General features: G+C 48.2%; 11 protein-coding genes and 1 pseudogene. 7 read left to right on the top strand and 5 right to left on the bottom strand.

The features are described 5' to 3' along the window. Positions 1-14 precede the first annotated feature (14 nt). The 4 genes and pseudogenes from ACES2C_RS00060 to ACES2C_RS00045 all read left to right on the top strand — a co-directional run bounded on the left by ACES2C_RS00060 (position 15) and on the right by ACES2C_RS00045 (position 4,377). Positions 15-1,251: pseudogene (locus tag ACES2C_RS00060) on the top strand (nucleoside permease). Between the two features lie 207 nt (positions 1,252-1,458). After that, positions 1,459-2,343, top strand: coding sequence for a hydroxypyruvate isomerase family protein (locus ACES2C_RS00055; protein ID WP_374165007.1), 885 nt, complete (start codon positions 1,459-1,461; stop codon positions 2,341-2,343). Positions 2,344-2,377: 34 nt separating this feature from the next. Beyond that, positions 2,378-3,268, top strand: coding sequence for a sugar phosphate isomerase/epimerase family protein (locus ACES2C_RS00050; RefSeq protein WP_374165006.1), 891 nt, complete (start codon positions 2,378-2,380; stop codon positions 3,266-3,268). Between the two features lie 143 nt (positions 3,269-3,411). Then, complete coding sequence (locus ACES2C_RS00045; RefSeq protein ID WP_374165005.1) at positions 3,412-4,377, top strand: cation diffusion facilitator family transporter; 966 nt, start codon at positions 3,412-3,414, stop codon at positions 4,375-4,377. 125 nt (positions 4,378-4,502) lie between these two features. Here the strand turns inward: ACES2C_RS00045 and ACES2C_RS00040 are convergent, their stop codons facing one another. From ACES2C_RS00040 to ACES2C_RS00020, 5 genes are all read right to left on the bottom strand, one after another. Further along, complete coding sequence (locus ACES2C_RS00040) at positions 4,503-4,823, bottom strand: YtxH domain-containing protein (protein ID WP_374165004.1); 321 nt, start codon at positions 4,821-4,823, stop codon at positions 4,503-4,505. A gap of 73 nt (positions 4,824-4,896) precedes the next feature. Beyond that, complete coding sequence (locus tag ACES2C_RS00035) at positions 4,897-5,805, bottom strand: family 16 glycosylhydrolase (RefSeq protein WP_374165003.1); 909 nt, start codon at positions 5,803-5,805, stop codon at positions 4,897-4,899. A 57-nt stretch (positions 5,806-5,862) separates the two neighbouring features. After that, a complete protein-coding gene (locus ACES2C_RS00030; RefSeq protein ID WP_374165002.1) occupies positions 5,863-7,248 on the bottom strand; it encodes a PKD domain-containing protein in 1,386 nt (461 codons plus the stop codon). Positions 7,249-7,263: 15 nt separating this feature from the next. Next, positions 7,264-8,841 carry a RagB/SusD family nutrient uptake outer membrane protein gene (locus ACES2C_RS00025; protein WP_374165001.1) on the bottom strand — a complete coding sequence of 526 codons (1,578 nt, stop codon included), beginning with the start codon at positions 8,839-8,841 and terminating at the stop codon, positions 7,264-7,266. Between the two features lie 50 nt (positions 8,842-8,891). Further along, a complete protein-coding gene (locus ACES2C_RS00020; RefSeq protein ID WP_374165000.1) occupies positions 8,892-11,972 on the bottom strand; it encodes a SusC/RagA family TonB-linked outer membrane protein in 3,081 nt (1,026 codons plus the stop codon). A 297-nt stretch (positions 11,973-12,269) separates the two neighbouring features. Here ACES2C_RS00020 and ACES2C_RS00015 point away from each other — a divergent pair, with 297 nt between their 5' ends. From ACES2C_RS00015 to ACES2C_RS00005, 3 genes are read left to right on the top strand one after another with little or no spacing between them, the layout of a single operon-like run. Beyond that, positions 12,270-13,916 carry a two-component regulator propeller domain-containing protein gene (locus tag ACES2C_RS00015; RefSeq protein ID WP_374164999.1) on the top strand — a complete coding sequence of 549 codons (1,647 nt, stop codon included), beginning with the start codon at positions 12,270-12,272 and terminating at the stop codon, positions 13,914-13,916. A gap of 20 nt (positions 13,917-13,936) precedes the next feature. Next, a complete protein-coding gene (locus ACES2C_RS00010; protein ID WP_374164998.1) occupies positions 13,937-15,217 on the top strand; it encodes a triple tyrosine motif-containing protein in 1,281 nt (426 codons plus the stop codon). Continuing rightward, positions 15,214-15,552, top strand: coding sequence for an L-rhamnose mutarotase (locus tag ACES2C_RS00005; RefSeq protein WP_374164997.1), 339 nt, complete (start codon positions 15,214-15,216; stop codon positions 15,550-15,552). Before ACES2C_RS00010 ends, ACES2C_RS00005 begins: the two co-directional genes overlap by 4 nt. The last annotated feature ends 767 nt before the right edge of the window (positions 15,553-16,319 follow it).

Genomic DNA, 16,319 nt, shown 5'->3' with positions numbered 1-16,319 from the left:
CTACTAACCAAATCATGACCTCCGCTAACCGAATTAAATTATCTGCCATGATGTTCCTCGAATTCTTTATTTGGGGAGCATGGTTTGTAACACTGGGTACTTTCCTTGGCAAGAACCTTCAGGCCTCTGGCACTCAAATAAGTCTTGCTTATCTTACGCAATCCATTGGTGCCATTGTTGCACCTTTTATTATCGGTCTTATTGCTGACCGTTTTTTCTGCCCAGAAAATTCTTGGCGTTTTGCACCTGATCGGCGCTGCCCTGTTATGGTTTTGCTCGCAGGCTGCCGACTTTGATAGCTTTTTCCCGGGAATACTGGTCTATATGATCCTGTTTATGCCAACGCTAGCCCTTGTCAACTCGGTATCTTTTCGTCAGATGAGTGACCCTGGAAAACAGTTCCCCGGAGTAAGAGTGCTGGGCACGATCGGCTGGATCATTGCCGGACTAACTATCGGATGGCTGAACTGGGAGCAGAGCAACCAGCTGCAGTCTACGTTCAGGATGGCTGCCGGTGCGTCGGCTTTGCTCGGCGTTTTCAGCTTTACACTACCTGCAACACTTCCCGCGAAACAGGGGGAGAGGACGTCCATCGCGGATGTCCTTGGTCTTGATGCCATAGGCTTACTAAAGAACCGGTCTTATCTTCTCTTTTTCCTGTCTTCAGTAGCCATCTGTATCCCACTCGCATTCTATTACAACTTCACCAACCTGTTTCTAAATGAGGCTGGCATGAAGTCAGCGGCAGGAGTACAATCGCTGGGCCAGGTGTCTGAAACACTTTTCATGCTGCTGATCCCTGTTTTTTTTGTGAGGCTGGGGGTGAAGAAGATGCTTGCTATCGGCATGTTTGCCTGGGTGCTGAGATACGTGATGTTTGCCTTTGGTAATGCTGATGCCGGCTACTGGATGCTGATCATGGGTATTGTACTTCACGGCGTATGTTACGATTTCTTTTTTGTTACCGGACAGATCTACACGGACAACCTTGCCGGGGAGCGATTTAAAAGCGCCGCGCAAGGGATGATTACGCTCGCTACCTACGGAGTCGGTATGCTGATAGGCTCACTTGTGTCGGGCCCTATAGTGGATGCTTACGCAACCTCAGGAGGACACGACTGGAAGTCAGTATGGCTAATTCCTGCCGGCATAGCGGCTGCGGTATTGCTTCTGTTCCTTTTGCTGTTCAGGGATCGCAATACGGGCGCTAACGTGCCTGCAGAGGTGCTTCTGCACGAGAAGCAACCCTGATCACGTTGCTTTGCAAGAATCTGCCGGGTGTGCGTCAACAGGGGAAACGGAAGCGCGTTTCCCTGCCTGGTGATGGGCCTGTAGCGAACAGAGAAAGAATAGTAAGATGCAACGGAAGAACTGATTCAGGAAACATCAATTAAGCTGATTTACGTAAAGAGCTACCACGACATTTTTAAAAAGAATGAACGAAATTAATTTGCTGTCATGAGCAGAACACAAAACCGGCGGTCGGCCATAAGGAATATACTGGCAGGAACGGCTGCCCTAACTACATCAACTATGCTGCCATCATTAGCATGTGCCGACACCTCACGAGGCGGGGCATTAAAGGGAAATATCAATCATTCAGTTTGCCGTTGGTGCTATAGCGACTTGTCTCTGGATAAGCTGTGCGCTGTTGCCAAAGAGATTGGATTAAAGGCCATCGATCTGGTAGGACCGAACGATTGGGACACTTTGAAAAAGCATGGACTTGACTCTTCTATGTGCAATGGTGCGGAGATCAACCTTACCGACGGCTGGAACAGCCGGAACTACCATGATCAGCTGATCAAAAATTACACCGAGATGATTCCCCTGGTTGCCAAAGCTGGCTATAAAAATCTCATTTGTTTTAGTGGAAACAGGAGAGGTATGGACGATGAGACCGGGCTGAACAATAGCGCCGAAGGCCTAAAAAACGTAATGGCGCTGGCTGAGAAGCATAAGGTAGTGCTGGTGATGGAGCTTTTAAACAGTAAAATTAATCATAAGGACTATCAGTGCAATCGTACCGCCTGGGGGGTAGAGCTTGCGAGGAGGATCGGCTCAGAGAGCTTTAAGCTACTGTATGATATCTACCACATGCAAGTTGACGAAGGAGATGTGATTCATTCGATCCGCGATAGTCACCCTTACATTGCTCATTATCATACGGCTGGCGTTCCGGGAAGGAATGAGATCGACGATACGCAGGAATTATACTACCCCGCAATTATGAAGGCGATCCTGTCCACGGGCTTCAAGGGATATGTGGCTCAGGAATTCATCCCGAAACAGGAGGACAAAATTGCATCTTTGAAGAAAGCTGTCGAAATTTGCGATGTGTAGCAGGCAATACATCTGACAAACTAAAAAGTAACCAATGATAAACAGACGGAATTTTTTACAGCAGGCCGGCATGCTCGGTCTTGCCCTGGCTGTGAAACCGGGATTTGCGTGCAGTAAGCCTGCCGGTCACCCTGTAGGGCTGCAGCTCTATACCCTAAGAGAGCAGATAGGAAAAGACCCGAAGCAAGTAATTGCGCGCATTGCAGAAGCCGGCTATCAGGAACTCGAGATGTTCGGATTCAATCCCCAGCGCAACAGCTTCTTCGGCATAGCGCCCAAGGCGTTTAAAGAGATTTTGGATTCAAATCAGCTGACTTCTCCTTCAGGACACTACGGTCTTGACTTGTTTTTAGCTCCCGAGGGAAAGGAAGACGATCTCAAAGTAAATATTGAGGCGGGAGCGGCCCTTGGCCATTCTTATCTTACAGTTCCTTATCTTGATGATCGCTTCAGGAGAAGTGCTGATGATTATAAGCGGATAGCCGAAAGGTTTAATAAGGCTGCCGAATTGTGCAAAAGCTCAGGATTGCAGTTTGCCTATCACAACCACGCTTTTGAATTTGAGAAAATGGGCACAACGACAGGGTACGATATCCTGTTAAAAGAGACTGACCCTGACCTCGTAAAGTTTGAAATGGACATCTACTGGGTGGTGCGTGCAGGCAAAGATCCTGTTGATATGTTCCGGAAGCATAAAGGCCGGTTCGTCATGTGGCACGTAAAAGATATGGACAGGCAAAAGCATGAGCTTAACACGGAGGTAGGAAGCGGGAGTATTGACTTCAGGAAGATATTTCAGTCGGCGAAGCTATCTGGAGTAAAACACATCCTTGTTGAACAGGAGAACTTTAGTATGGATCCCTTCGCCAGCATTAGTCAGAGCTGCAGATACATCAAGGAGAAGCTTTTGCCTGTTATGGCTTAGCAGGCTTTGCAATTTTCTTAAAAGAACAATTATTCGACTTTTTCATCCTCATTTGTCGGAACAGCTCATGAACGTTTTTTAGAACTACGGCTTTCGATGTTGCAAGAATAGCGGTATTTTTGACTTAAAACAAAGATACCGCTATGTCTCATTCCCATCATTGCGAGCACGGTCACCATCACGAAGACGAACATCATAGTCATGACCATCACGGGCATGAGCACCACGGCGGGCATATGCACCTGCATCCCGTAGTGAAGAACTTGCGCCTTGCTTTTTTTATCAATATCACGTTTGCCCTTATCGAATTTGTAGGAGGAGCGCTTACCAACTCAGTGGCAATTCTTTCAGATGCGATCCATGATCTTGGCGACGGCGTAGTAATCGGTGTGTCATTGTGGATGGAGAAGTACTCGCAGAAGGGCAGGAGCCTGCAGTATTCGTATGGCTATAAACGGTTCTCAACGCTGGCCGCTTTTCTCACGTCTGTTGTGCTTTTGGTCGGGTCCGCTCTGATCGTATTCGAGTCTGTGCCCCGGCTATTTCACCCGCAGGAGGTGCATGTGGGAGGAATGCTTGGCCTGGCGATAGCCGGAATTGCGTTTAACGGGCTGGCCGTACTTCGGCTAAAAAACGACCACCATTCCTTGAATCAGAGGGCTGTCATGCTGCATATGATGGAGGATGTACTTGGCTGGGTGGCCGTCCTGGTGGGAAGCATCGTGATCTACTATACCAAATGGTACTGGATTGACCCCCTTATGTCTCTGGCTATAGCTGCGTTTATTCTGGTGAATGCAACGAGGAACGTATTTAGCGTTTTCAAGATATTTCTTCAGTCTGTTCCCGATGCTGTTGACGAGGAGGAGATACGCCGGCGCCTGGTGACCATCACAAATGTGAAGAACGTTCACGATATCCATATCTGGTCGATGGATGGAAACTATAACGTACTCACGGTCCATCTGGTCGTTGAGCCCCAGATCGGCCATCAGGCGATCAACGAGGTTAAGGCTGCTGCCGATAAGATCCTGAAAGAGCAGAATATTCAGCATCCTACCGTGCAAATTGACTATCAGACGGAGCGCTGCGAGTTTCAGCAGTGCTAGGTGAAATGAGCTCTGGTAAGAGCAACTTCTGGACGAGAACATGAGAAGATATAATTGGTTGAATAAAAAAAGAGGCTGTATCACTTTTCGCGATACAGCCTCTTCTGTATTGGAACGATTTTAGATTAAGCCTGCGATCCTGTTGTCGCGTCTTCGGCTCCGCTAACCTTTGATTTTACGGAGTTTACAGCCTGATCTTTGAGATCGCTTAAATCTTCAGCCCGTGATTGAAATCCTTCTTTTACGGCCTGAACTTTATCTTTTAAAGATCCTGCCAGATCTTTAGCCTTATCTGAAATCTGACTGCGTGTTTCAGCTCCGCTGTCGGGTGCGAATAAAATCCCTATTGCGGCTCCAATTGCAATGCCAGCGATCAGGGCAGCCACAATAGCTGAGGTATCGTTACTCTTGTGTAAAGTGTTTGGTAAATACTTCTTATAGTTCATAATCATAAGCTTTTATCAAGTATGTAACACATTAAAGGCCATTGTGTTTAATAAAAGTTTAGATGCCCTGTTTTTAAAGTGCTTTTTCTGTCATCTTATAGACTCTCACATAGTCTACTTCCATCGCTTTGGGAAAAATGCTTTCGTCTACGCCCTGCTGGCCTCCCCAGTTTCCACCAACGGCTACGTTCAGGAGTAAGTGGAATCTCTTGTCGAATGGCCAGGTGGCGGAACCCTTTCCTTCATTGGTGTACTCGAAAATCTTCTGGCCATCGATAGATCCTGCCAGTCCCTTGGGCGTCCAGTCGAGGCGATAAAGATGAAAATCAGTGGTGGCGGTGGGAATGATTTTAGACTGCCCTTTCTGAGTATTATTCGCTCCGTTGTAAGCCTCGTTATGGATTGTTACGTGGACGTTATTCATGTCGTACCCAACATGCTCCATAATGTCTATTTCTCCCGATTTTGGCCAGGTGCCATAAGTGTTATCTGTTGGCAACATCCAGATGGCCGGCCAGGTACCACGTCCCCCGGGTATCTTTGCTTTGATCTCGAACCTTCCGTACAGGAAGTCGCCTTTGTTTTTGGTGACCAGACGTGCCGAGGTGTAGTTTTTGCCTTCAAACTGCTCCTTAATCGCTGTTATTGTCAGGATGCCGTTAGCAACACTGGCGTTATTGGTCCGGTCTGTATAGTACTGGAGTTCATTGTTACCCCATCCTGAGCCTCCAATGTCGTACCCCCATTTACTTGCGTCAGGCTTTCCGGTATATTCAAATTCATCCTGCCATACAGGAGTGCTTTCAAACCCGTATTCCTTGTTTGCCGGGACCTCGGGAACCGGCTTCTCGGGCTGGGGCAATGGTTTCATGTCGTCTTTTCCCGAACAAAACGAGAAAAGGCACATACAGAGGTTTGCTATCAGAGTAAGTGTCATTATTGATTTCTTGTTACTTGTAACCATAGTTTTTTGTTTTTTCATCGTTAGATGACTTTATTATAAACAAGGTTAGCCGGAATTCCGGCTAACCTTGTTTTGTTATTTTTCCAGCTCAAAGTCGTCAATAAAGAAAGTTCCCGGGTTGGGATGTCCTTCTCCCCCAAGTTGAAGGACGATCTTATCGTACTTGGTGACATCAGAGATGGATGAGAAGTTAAACTCAAGCTCTACCCAGCGATTGTACGCGGAGACTTCATGTACAACCTCTTTCTGACTGGCCCAGGCATTCCCGCCTTCAAGCGAGTTCTGAAGCTTCAGCGCAACTGTTGGCTTCACCGTACTATAGTTATTGTAGCCCGGCAGGAGGACCTTGATCTTAAATTTATTGCGCTGGCTGAGGTCCAGGCGGTAGTCAAGGGTCACTTGCAAGTTGCCGTACTGAAAATCGTTGCCCGCCTTGCGCGTATACTTCGCCACCTTCGTAGAAGGATTAACATCGAAGGGACCTGGATTGTCATAGTTGGTAACCAGATCAATGTTTTCCGCTACCCAGCTGATCTTTCCGGTTCCGTCGAAGGAATCTTTGAGGTCAAGAGCTTTTAATGGTTTTTCCTCTTTCGGTCTGGAATATCCTTTAGGAACTAAACGCAGCCACCATCCGTTAGCAGGAGTGGCCTTATCGCCAACCTTTAGGTATAGCTCGTTTTCCGAAATAGCGAGGACTTCATACCGGGACACGCCAGTGTAATAGGCGATGAAACCTCCACCTGAAATGGTGATGTATTTTTTGCCACCTTGCTCAGACAGGCTCCAGGTCAGGTTAGATGGCGGGTTATAATTAAGTGTGTAATCCCCGCCAGCAACACCACCAAGTCCTGCGGCATTCGCTCCATTGACGAAGGTATTGCCGTGATTATTATAGATGTACTGGAAGTTGTTGTTGAGGTTGAAGGTCATCTCGTCATCGTAGATGCCCTCAGCAGCTTTATCATTTGCCGGTGCAGACCACCAGGAAGGAGTTGGGTCGCCAATTGGACCAACGCCGATGTGGCCGGGGTAGTCTTTTTCAATTACCCACGTTTTTCCGTCCGCATCGTCCGGGCCTCCGGTCAGGGCTTTGTATTCCGGACCGTCGAGCATTTTCGGATTTGTATTCGCAATGTGTACCGTTTGTGAAGATGATGCATAGCCACCGCTGGTAAATACGGTAAGGGTAACGTTATAATCTCCGGCTGTGGGGAAAGCACCTGTTGAACTTTCTCCCGACCCGGTGGTTCCGTTACCGAAGTCCCAGTTGGCGCGGCCTGCACCAGGTGTCTCATTTTTGAAGACAATTACGTTGGGGTTGTCTTGCGATGGCTTATAGGAGAATTTTACGATATCGGAGGTAGGTGCGGGACCAAGCTCCGGGTCTTCCTGCTTACATCCGCTCCACACTGTAGCCAGCAACAGGAGAGCAATTATATGGTTGAATAATTTTTTCATTGTTGGTGATTTTAATTAATAACCTGCGTTTTGTTTTAAGGTCCGGCACTGGTCGAGTTCAGACTGAGGGATAGGGAAGAATCCCTTTCGGGCAGCGTTGAACTTGACGTTGAAGTCGATCTGATCACCCACGTAGTGGGGCCCTCTCTGATTCTGGATGGTAATGGCCTGTTCCGCTACGGAAACGCCCTGCCGCAGTAGATCCCAGTAACGCTGCCCTTCCAGGGCCAGTTCCACCCGCCTTTCCTGAAAGATGTTAGGGAGTGTCGCCGGCTTTTCAGGCATTCCTACACGGCTTCTCACCCTGTTCAAATACGTCTGGGCCTTACTGCCTCCGGTCATCAGCTCCAGTTCAGCTGCCATGAGCAGCACATCGGCAAAGCGGATTGAGCGATAGTTATTGCCCCAGTTCAACTCGTAAGTTCCTCCCGTCGGCGCATATTCTTCTGAAGTAGTGTACTTTTTGCTGAAGTATCCGGTATGCTGATAGCCTGGCGTTACCTTACCCGTCAAGTCCTCTTCCTGTGAAATGATTGTTGCGGCCTTCCGCGGATCATTAGGCTCAAAGGCGTTCACCAGCGCCTGTGTAACCGGAGCGAAACTCCAGCCTGTGGAATAGTTCGGGTCACTAGCAATCCGGGGGCCTTGCATCAGTGGCTGCATGTTCCCTTCGCCCCCCTGGATATAGCCCCAGTCGTACCATGGGTTCAGATCAGAGAACGATATTTCCCAAACAGATTCCTTACTGAATTCGAAGCCTTTTTTGAAGATATCGGCATAGTTCGGAAGCAGGTCGTGGCCACTGTTGTTTATAAGGTCGGTGAGATGAGCCAGCGCCCGCTGACTGTTGACGGCCGTGCTGCCCGCTTGAAGATCTTTCTTGTATACGCCGTGATAAAATAAAAACGTACGGGCGAGTAGGGCTTCCGCTGCCCATCTGGTGGCCCGTCCATCATTGTCCTTTAATGTTTTAGCCGGAAGGTCAGGAATTGCTTCTTCCAGATCCGTAGCAATTTGGTTGTAGACAGCTTCGGGACTTGCCTGCTCAACACACCCGGCGCCCGATTCCAAAGGCTCAAGCAACAAGGGAATGTTTTCGTAGAAGCGAACAAGGTCCAGGTAGAAGTAAGCACGGAGGAATTTCACCTGTGCGGTCACCGACTTTTTAAATTCGTCCGAAGCGGCTGTTGCGGGCAGCCGCTTTAAAAGCTGGTTGGCGCGGTAGATGCCGGTAAAATGGTTCCCCCAATGCACCGGAAGGTCGGTGTTGGTTGGCAAAATGTTCTGCTGGTCTATGGAGATCATGTTGGGCGAGTCAGAACGGCTTCCTCCACCGGCAAAAGCGTCGTCTGAAGCAATGTCTGAAAGCAGGGCATCCGGACTAAATCCGCCTCCTCCTGCGTTGGTCTGCCATTGCAGGACGTCATAAACACCTACGAGCGCTTCGTTTACATCACTCTGGGATTTAAAGAAGTTGGTTTCGACGCGGGTGTCAAGCGGAGTGACCTCCAGAAAGTCCTTGCAGCCGCTGTTGGGTAAGGATAACGCTGCAACGGCCGCCATCCCAAGTATATTTTTTAATGTACGTTTCATCTTTGTGGTTTTTTGATTCGAATCATTCGCTTTATTCATTCTCCTGCGGATTAGAAAGAGGCGTTTATGCCTAACCTTAAGGTCCTCGATTGCGGATAAATTCCTCTGTCAATACCGATGTCAAGGGTGTTTCGAGCACCGATTTCAGGATCAAAGCCAGTATAATTGGTCAGAGTGAGCAAATTATCCCCCGAGACATAGATGCGAACTTTCTGAAGCTTGATTTTGCTCAGCGCCGCTTTTCCCAAGTTGTACCCCAGCTGCAGAGTTTTCAGGCGTACGTAGTCGCCGTCTTCCAAGTAGAGGTCAGAAATATTGGTATAATTGCCATTGGCGTCGTTTGTTGTAAACCGTGGCATTTCATTGGTGCTCCCCTCTCCGGTCCATCTGTTGAGGTAGCGGGTAGACATATTGGACGTAGGAAGGTCGTGTCTTCTGATGCCGTTGAAGATCTGGTTGCCGAAGGCTCCGTTAAAAAAGCCGGCAAGGTCGAAGTTTTTATAAGAGACGCTGAAATTGAAGCCTGCAAAAACTTTCGGGGTAGGGTTGCCAATCACGGTTCTGTCGCCTGGGTCAATGCGTCCATTTCCGTTTAAGTCGGCAAACCGCACGTCACCTGGCTGGGCATTCGGCTGTATTTTCTGCCCTTCTTTCACATACGCATCTACCTCGGCTTGATTTTGAAAGATGCCAGCTGTCTTGTACCCGTAAAAGTATGAGAACGGGCTTCCGACAGTACTCTGCGCAACCTGGCCGTATGTGGAGATTGAGGGCCCTTGCAGTTTTTTCTCGGCGTTGTTTATTTCCGTTACCTCATTCTTGTTATAACTGCCGTTTATGCCTGCTGAGAAACTCCAGTCGTTAACGCGTTGTTGGAAATTGAGAGCCAACTCCAACCCGGAATTCTTCACAGTACCTCCGTTACCTGAGCCAGCCGGCACACCCATGTATCGGGGTATTGGAAGGTTCAGCAGCCAGTCTTTCGTCTTTTTAACGTAGTAATCTCCGCTAAAAGTTAACCGATTGTTGAGAAACGCAAGGTCGAGGCCGATGTTTGTCTGTTCGGATGCTTCCCATTTAATATCCGGGTTAGGCAGGTACTCAAGCGATGCTCCGCTCTGATATCCGCTTACAAACGAATATCCTCTGCCTGTTCCGATGGTTGCCGCCCAGGGGTAAAGGGCATTGATCCGGTCGTTTCCGTTTTGTCCCCAGGACGCTCTCAGTTTCGCATAGTTAAACGCGCTTTGCTTCGGGAAGAAGCCCTCTTCTGACAAAATCCATCCGGCTGCTACGGACGGGAATGTCCCGTAACGATTATTGGCTCCAAACCGACTCGATCCGTCCCTACGCACCGTAGCAGTGAAAAAGTACTTTCCGGCAAAATTGTAGTTCAACCTTCCGAAGAGAGAAAGAAGACTGCTCTCAGTGGCCCCTCCTTTAGCTGTCGCCGTTTTTGTATCCGTTGCCAGGTTCAGATAAGCCATAGCTGGATCGCTCACCACCAGGCCGGTATTGGAGCCGTATAAATTTTCTCCGTTTTCTTTTCTCGCCGTAGTTCCCAGTGTGGCACTTATCGAGTGCTGGTCAAATTTATCGGTATAGGTCAGGTAGCTTTCCGCCTGCCAGTTATACCAGCGCTTCACTTCTTTGCTTACCTGTGTGACATTGTTGAACTGCGCTTGGTTGAGGTAAAATAGTGGGGTATAAGAGTTATCTGTCTGAAATGCGAGATCAGCAGCGAAGGTTGAACGAAAGACGAGTTCTTTGGTAATGGCCAGATCTCCCGATAAGTTCCCCACAAACTTGTCTACGCGAGTATTGGCATTCGTCACTTCGAGCCGGGCTAGTGGGTTCACTACCTCCTGCGCTACCCGGGAAGAGATGCCGTATAAAAGTCCTTCTGAGTTTCTGACCGCATTGGCGTTATAGCCGGCCGCAACAGTTGGGTCTGTTTCATACAGCGGTGTGATCGGATCAAGGTTCAGCGCGTTGTTTAATATTCCACCGAACTCCTGATTCGGATCGAAGGCTCGTCTTTTAATTTGCGAGTAAGCTACATTCGCTCCGACCGTAAGGAACTTCTTTACCTTATTCTCAGTATTAAGGCGGAAGGTGTAACGTTTGAAGTTGGATTTGTCGCCGCCAACGAGTCCGGTCTGATCAAAAATGGAAGCGGCCGCGACGTAATTGCTTTTGTCTGTTCCTCCTGAAACGGTGACCTGATGGTTTGCCACAGGAGCGCTGTCATCAAATATCGCCTTCTGCCAGTCGGTGCCATGGCCCGCCGGATAGAGGCTGAGATCGGGGTAGGGCAGGCTGGCCCCGGCATTACCGGCACCCTCATTCATCATCACCGCATATTCATGGGCATCGAGCATTTTAAGTTTCCTCCATGCCCGCTGCACTCCCTGATACCCGTCATAAGAAATCCGCATCGTGCCATCTTTTGAGCCGCTCTTGGTCGTTATGAGAACAACGCCGTTCGCACCTCTTGCTCCGTAGATGGCTGCTGAAGCGGCGTCTTTTAGTACGTCCATAGACTGGATATCTGCAGGATTCAGGTAGTCAATCCCATTCACCTGGAAACCGTCGACGATATATAGCGGCGAGGGATCCCCATTTGTTCCAATCCCTCTGATGCGGACAGTAGGCGCTTCCCCTGGAGCTCCTGATACGCTGGACACCTGAACCCCTGCCACTCTTCCCTGCAGGGCCTGTTCAATCCGCTGAACCGGGGTTTGAGTGATCTGTTCCGGCTTGACCGATGATACCGCCGTGCTCAGTTCTCGTCGCAGCTGAGTCCCGTATCCTACTACTACTACTTCGTTTAATTCACTGGCTTTTTCTGCCAGACGAATTGTGACCGGTTGATTGTCGCGTACTGTAAAAGCTTGCGTTTCCATTCCGATCTGAGAAAATGTTAAAACGCTGCCCGCAGCAGGGACGGCGATCCTGAAACGGCCGCCCGCGTCAGTGGATACACCTTTTGTACTGCCTTTAATTACAACGCTAACCCCGGGCAGGGGGTGCCGTCTGTTTTGGAAATCACAGTTCCTGATACCACCAGCTCCTGTGCATATAGCATAGGAGCAGTAATAAAGTAAAGGATCAGGAAAAACAAAGTACATTTTCCTTTCATAACTGGTTGTTTAAGTTTTAAAAATGGTTAATGTGCAATCAGGTTTTAATGTGAGTAGCACTTTCCAAAGATAGAGTTCCATTTATTCAGATCAATATTTTTAGGTACTACAACGACAATACAATCGCGCGTTCTGCACGCTCTTTCCGCGTATCGCCGTACACACAACCTACTACAATACTACTACAGGTTTCTGTAAAACCGGTCCTACGCGAGGTAGTGTCGCTTAATTCCTTTTGTATATTTTGCTTTATCCTTCCATTTACTAATATTTGTTCATTAACCAATGAAACTGCTTTGCTTCCTTATTTCTTTTACCTGCATAACTGCTCAGCTCAAGGCTCAGAGCATCGGGCTTCCTCATATCAGTAATTATAGTATTCTGGATTATAGAGGCGGCTCTCAGAACTGGGACATACAGCAGGATCATAAAGGGATTCTCTATTTTGCGAATAACGAGGGTCTCTTAACATTTAACGGAGGTTACTGGAAGCTCTATCCCTTGCCCAACAGAACTATTGTCAGGTCTGTCAGACTAGCCAGAAACGGCCGTGTATATGTTGGGGGGCAGGATGAGCTAGGCTATTTCTTCCCCGACAATAACGGTACACTCCAGTACACATCTCTTAAACCGCTCATTCCAAAGTCTGAGAGACAATTTTCCGACGTATGGAACATAGCGGACGACGGACGGCAGATGATCTTCAGAACGACCGACAGAATAATGTGCCTCAAAGACGGGAAAATGGCCGTCTTTAAGCCGGCTAGTTCATGGGAATTCGCAGGTACAGCAAACGGAAGGATCATCGTGCAGGATCTGACGCAAGGTCTGATGGTGATGAATGGCGGGCATCTTGATCTCCTCTGTGCTGACCCTAAGATCAAAGGTGCTGTGGTCTCGGCAGTCTTGCCTTACAGAGACGATACTTTGCTCGTCGTTACGCTCAAAAACGGACTTTTTCTCCTTAAAGACAGGAACCTGATAAAAAAGAGCAGCAGTGCTGAGTCTCTTCTGGTGAACTCAAGGATATTTCGCGCAATACAGGTGAACAGAGACCACTATGCGCTTGGTACTACCTCGGCAGCGTTGGTTATCATTGACAGGAATGGCGATGTGGTACAGCGCTTTACCTCTGCCGACGGTCTGCAAAAGGATAATGTGAGGAGCATCTTCGTGGATCGCGATAAGAATCTGTGGGTGGGGCTTGATAACGGCATAGACTATCTCGCATATAACAGTGCCATCAAAACCATTTTTCCCGATCCTGAGCGCCAGGTGAGTGCTTATTCCACGATTGTACATGGAAGAGACCTTTACATAGGCACTTCGAACGGCGTTTTTACATGCCCGCTTGACTATAGCAGGAAGGATTTGAGTTATAGTAACGGACGGTTTCAGGAGGTCCGCAATACCGGGGGGCAAGTATGGAGCCTTTCTGAAGTCAACGGGCGGCTGGTCATGGGGCATGAAGACGGGGCATTCGTAATCGATGGTACCGCAGCTTCACCCGTCTATCAGAGACTGGGTACCTGGCTCTTCCAGCCGCTTTCTCCTGTATATCCGTCTGCGCAGGTAATTGCCGGGACGTACGAGGGGCTGGAAAGCTTGTCGTTTGACGGGAATCGCTTTCAGGACAAGGGCCATATTGGCAATATTGTAGAGCCTCTTCGTTTCCTTGTGTACGATCCTGAGTTTAACACCCTTTGGTCCTCTCACCCTTACCGGGGTATATTCAGATTTGTATTAAGCGCCGATAAGAAAAGGGTGGTGCGTACTTTTCTTTATTCCCAAAAAGACGGACTGCCACTTACCCTCTATAATTATGTGTTTTATGTTAAAAACCGCATCGTAGTTTCTACTGCCAGGGGGTATTCGAATTTGATTACCGCCGCAACAGGTTTCGAAAGAGTGCCTTTTTTGAGAAAGCACTGAAAGCCACGACGATTGAGTATATGAGAGAAGACACGGAGGGTAACGTGTGGTTTGTGTCTGACAAAAAGATTGGCGTAGTGGATTTCAGCAGAAAGTCTAAAGATGGGAACTTTGCAGTGGTTTACTTTCCGGAGCTTAGTTCAAAGATCGTGGCCGGCTTTGTAAACGTCTATCCTTATAATAAGAACAATATTTTTATTGGAGGCAATCAGGGCGTTTTCCATATCAACTACGAGAAGTATGCACAGAAACTTGAAAAGCCGCGCGTTCTGCTTGGTCAGGTACGGCTTGCCGGTGATAAAGATAGTGTAATCTTCGGCGGGTATTTTATAGAAAACGGTGCCCTGAAAGACCGCCAGGCTGTAGTGCCCGCCCTGTCTTACAGGTATAATTCGCTTCATTTCGAATATGCGTCGACATTGTTCGAACATCGTGATAATACGGAGTATAGCTACCAACTGGTGGGTTTTGACAAGGACTGGTCCGCCTGGAGTCCCCGAAGCGAGAAAGATTACACGAATTTGCCGGCCGGTTCTTACACCTTTCGGGTGAAGGCCCGAAATAACCTGGGGAGCGAATCAGATCCCGTAAATTACAGTTTCAAAATAGAGCCCGCCTGGTATAACACTTACTGGATGTATGGAGTGTATCTCTGTCTGGCAGGAGGAGGGTTGTTTTTTCTTGCCAAGCGGCAGCAGAAGAAACATGAAGAGGAGCAGCGAAACCTGATCTATCAGCACCAGCTGGCTCTCGAACGAAATGAAAAGAAGATCGTTCGTTTGCAGAATGAAAAACTGGAAGCAGATGTGCTTTACAAAAACAAGGAGCTGGCAACAACCACCATGCACCTTGTTCAGCGTGGTAAACTGCTATCGAGAATCAGGGAGGAACTGCTGCCAGTTATTCAGGACGGTCAGGAACGTCCTTCCAATGACAACATAAAAAGGGTTCTGCGCCTGCTTGATGAGTCCGACAGAGGCGATTCTGACTGGCAGCACTTTTCTATTCATTTTGACCAGGTGCATTCTAACTTTTTGAGCGTACTGAAGGAGCGCTTTCCTCAGCTGAGCTCTAATGATCTGAAGCTCTGTGCTTACCTTAAGATGAATCTCACGACAAAAGAAATGGCTCAGTTAATGAATATTACTATCCGGGCTGTTGAAGTGAGCCGTTATCGCCTTCGAAAGAAAATTAATGTTCCTACTGAGGTGAGCCTCTTTGATTTCCTCATTGGCGTAACCGGCCAGGAGGGAGCGTCTTCCAATAAATCACACGAACCCGCTAATAAAGGAAACCTATGAAAAGATATTGCCTGACTCTGGACCTGAAGGAAGATCAGCAGTTAATTGCTGAGTATGATGAATACCACCGCGCCGTATGGCCTGAGATTATTGCCAGCATACGCAACTCAGGGATCTTGCACATGGAGATTTACCGATATCAGGCGCGGCTCTTTATGATTATTGAAGCCGAAGACAATTTCTCGTTCGAGCGGAAGGCTGCGCTTGATAAAAACAATCGGAAGGTAGAGGAATGGGAGACGTTGATGTGGAAGTATCAACAGGCCCTTCCGGGCGCCAGGCCAGGCGAAAAATGGCTTCCAATGAACAAGCTGTTCAGTCTTGAAGAATACTAATTCAGCTGTCGGTCCAGTTGTAGCCCCCGCAATGTTCCTGGCCCGCTCCTGACCGCGCTCGGACTTTCTCCGGCGCTTCCTTTTCAATTCATTTCTAATTCCTTTACACATCTTCGGCGCCTCCCGAAGATGTGTAAAGGAATTACCGAAGGTGTGCCGAAGCAGTTCAGGACGAGGTCAGCACCAAAGGCGAGCGCAGGTTTTTGATTGTCCATCCTAGAGAGGTTCGGTTTTTTAATGTATTCATATGTGATACTTGACTTTTTTAAGCGAATATGCTCGTTCCGTACTGCTAAATGGTGCACGGCCCATTGCATGGTGAGCAGGAGTGCTTTTTCTGATGCAGCTATATTAGAAAGTGCCGGCCTGGCCGGGAGGAATGGCGCATAAACTTTTACTCCGCGGCAAATGACAGCTCAGGTAAGATTAAATAGCTCGTGTATAGGTCTGGCTAGTCCGGCAATTGCAAACCGGCCAAGGGGTGGCAGCTAAAATATGTATATGACTCTTGCCCACTTGCGCTTTAGCAGAGTGTACAAGGTAGAGCTTGAGGATCGATATAGAGGATTTATTGAGTCGCGCGATAGTGAACGTGTAAGTTTAAATGGCGGTACATCTGTATATAATATGAGCGTGTACTGAACCGGTCAATTGTATGCCAGCAGCGAAGGGTGAATGTATGCCTGTATAAGGCGTTACAGAGCAGAGTAATGGCAAAGCAGCCAAAGTAAGTAGTAGATATATCTTATAAACCTGTTACTGGACCC

Source organism: Arcticibacter sp. MXS-1, assembly GCF_041902385.1.
In the GTDB taxonomy this organism is placed as follows: Bacteria; Bacteroidota; Bacteroidia; order Sphingobacteriales; family Sphingobacteriaceae; genus Arcticibacter.
The sequence above is the reverse complement of the archived record's forward strand: the minus strand, read 5'-3'. Positions and strand labels throughout refer to the sequence as shown.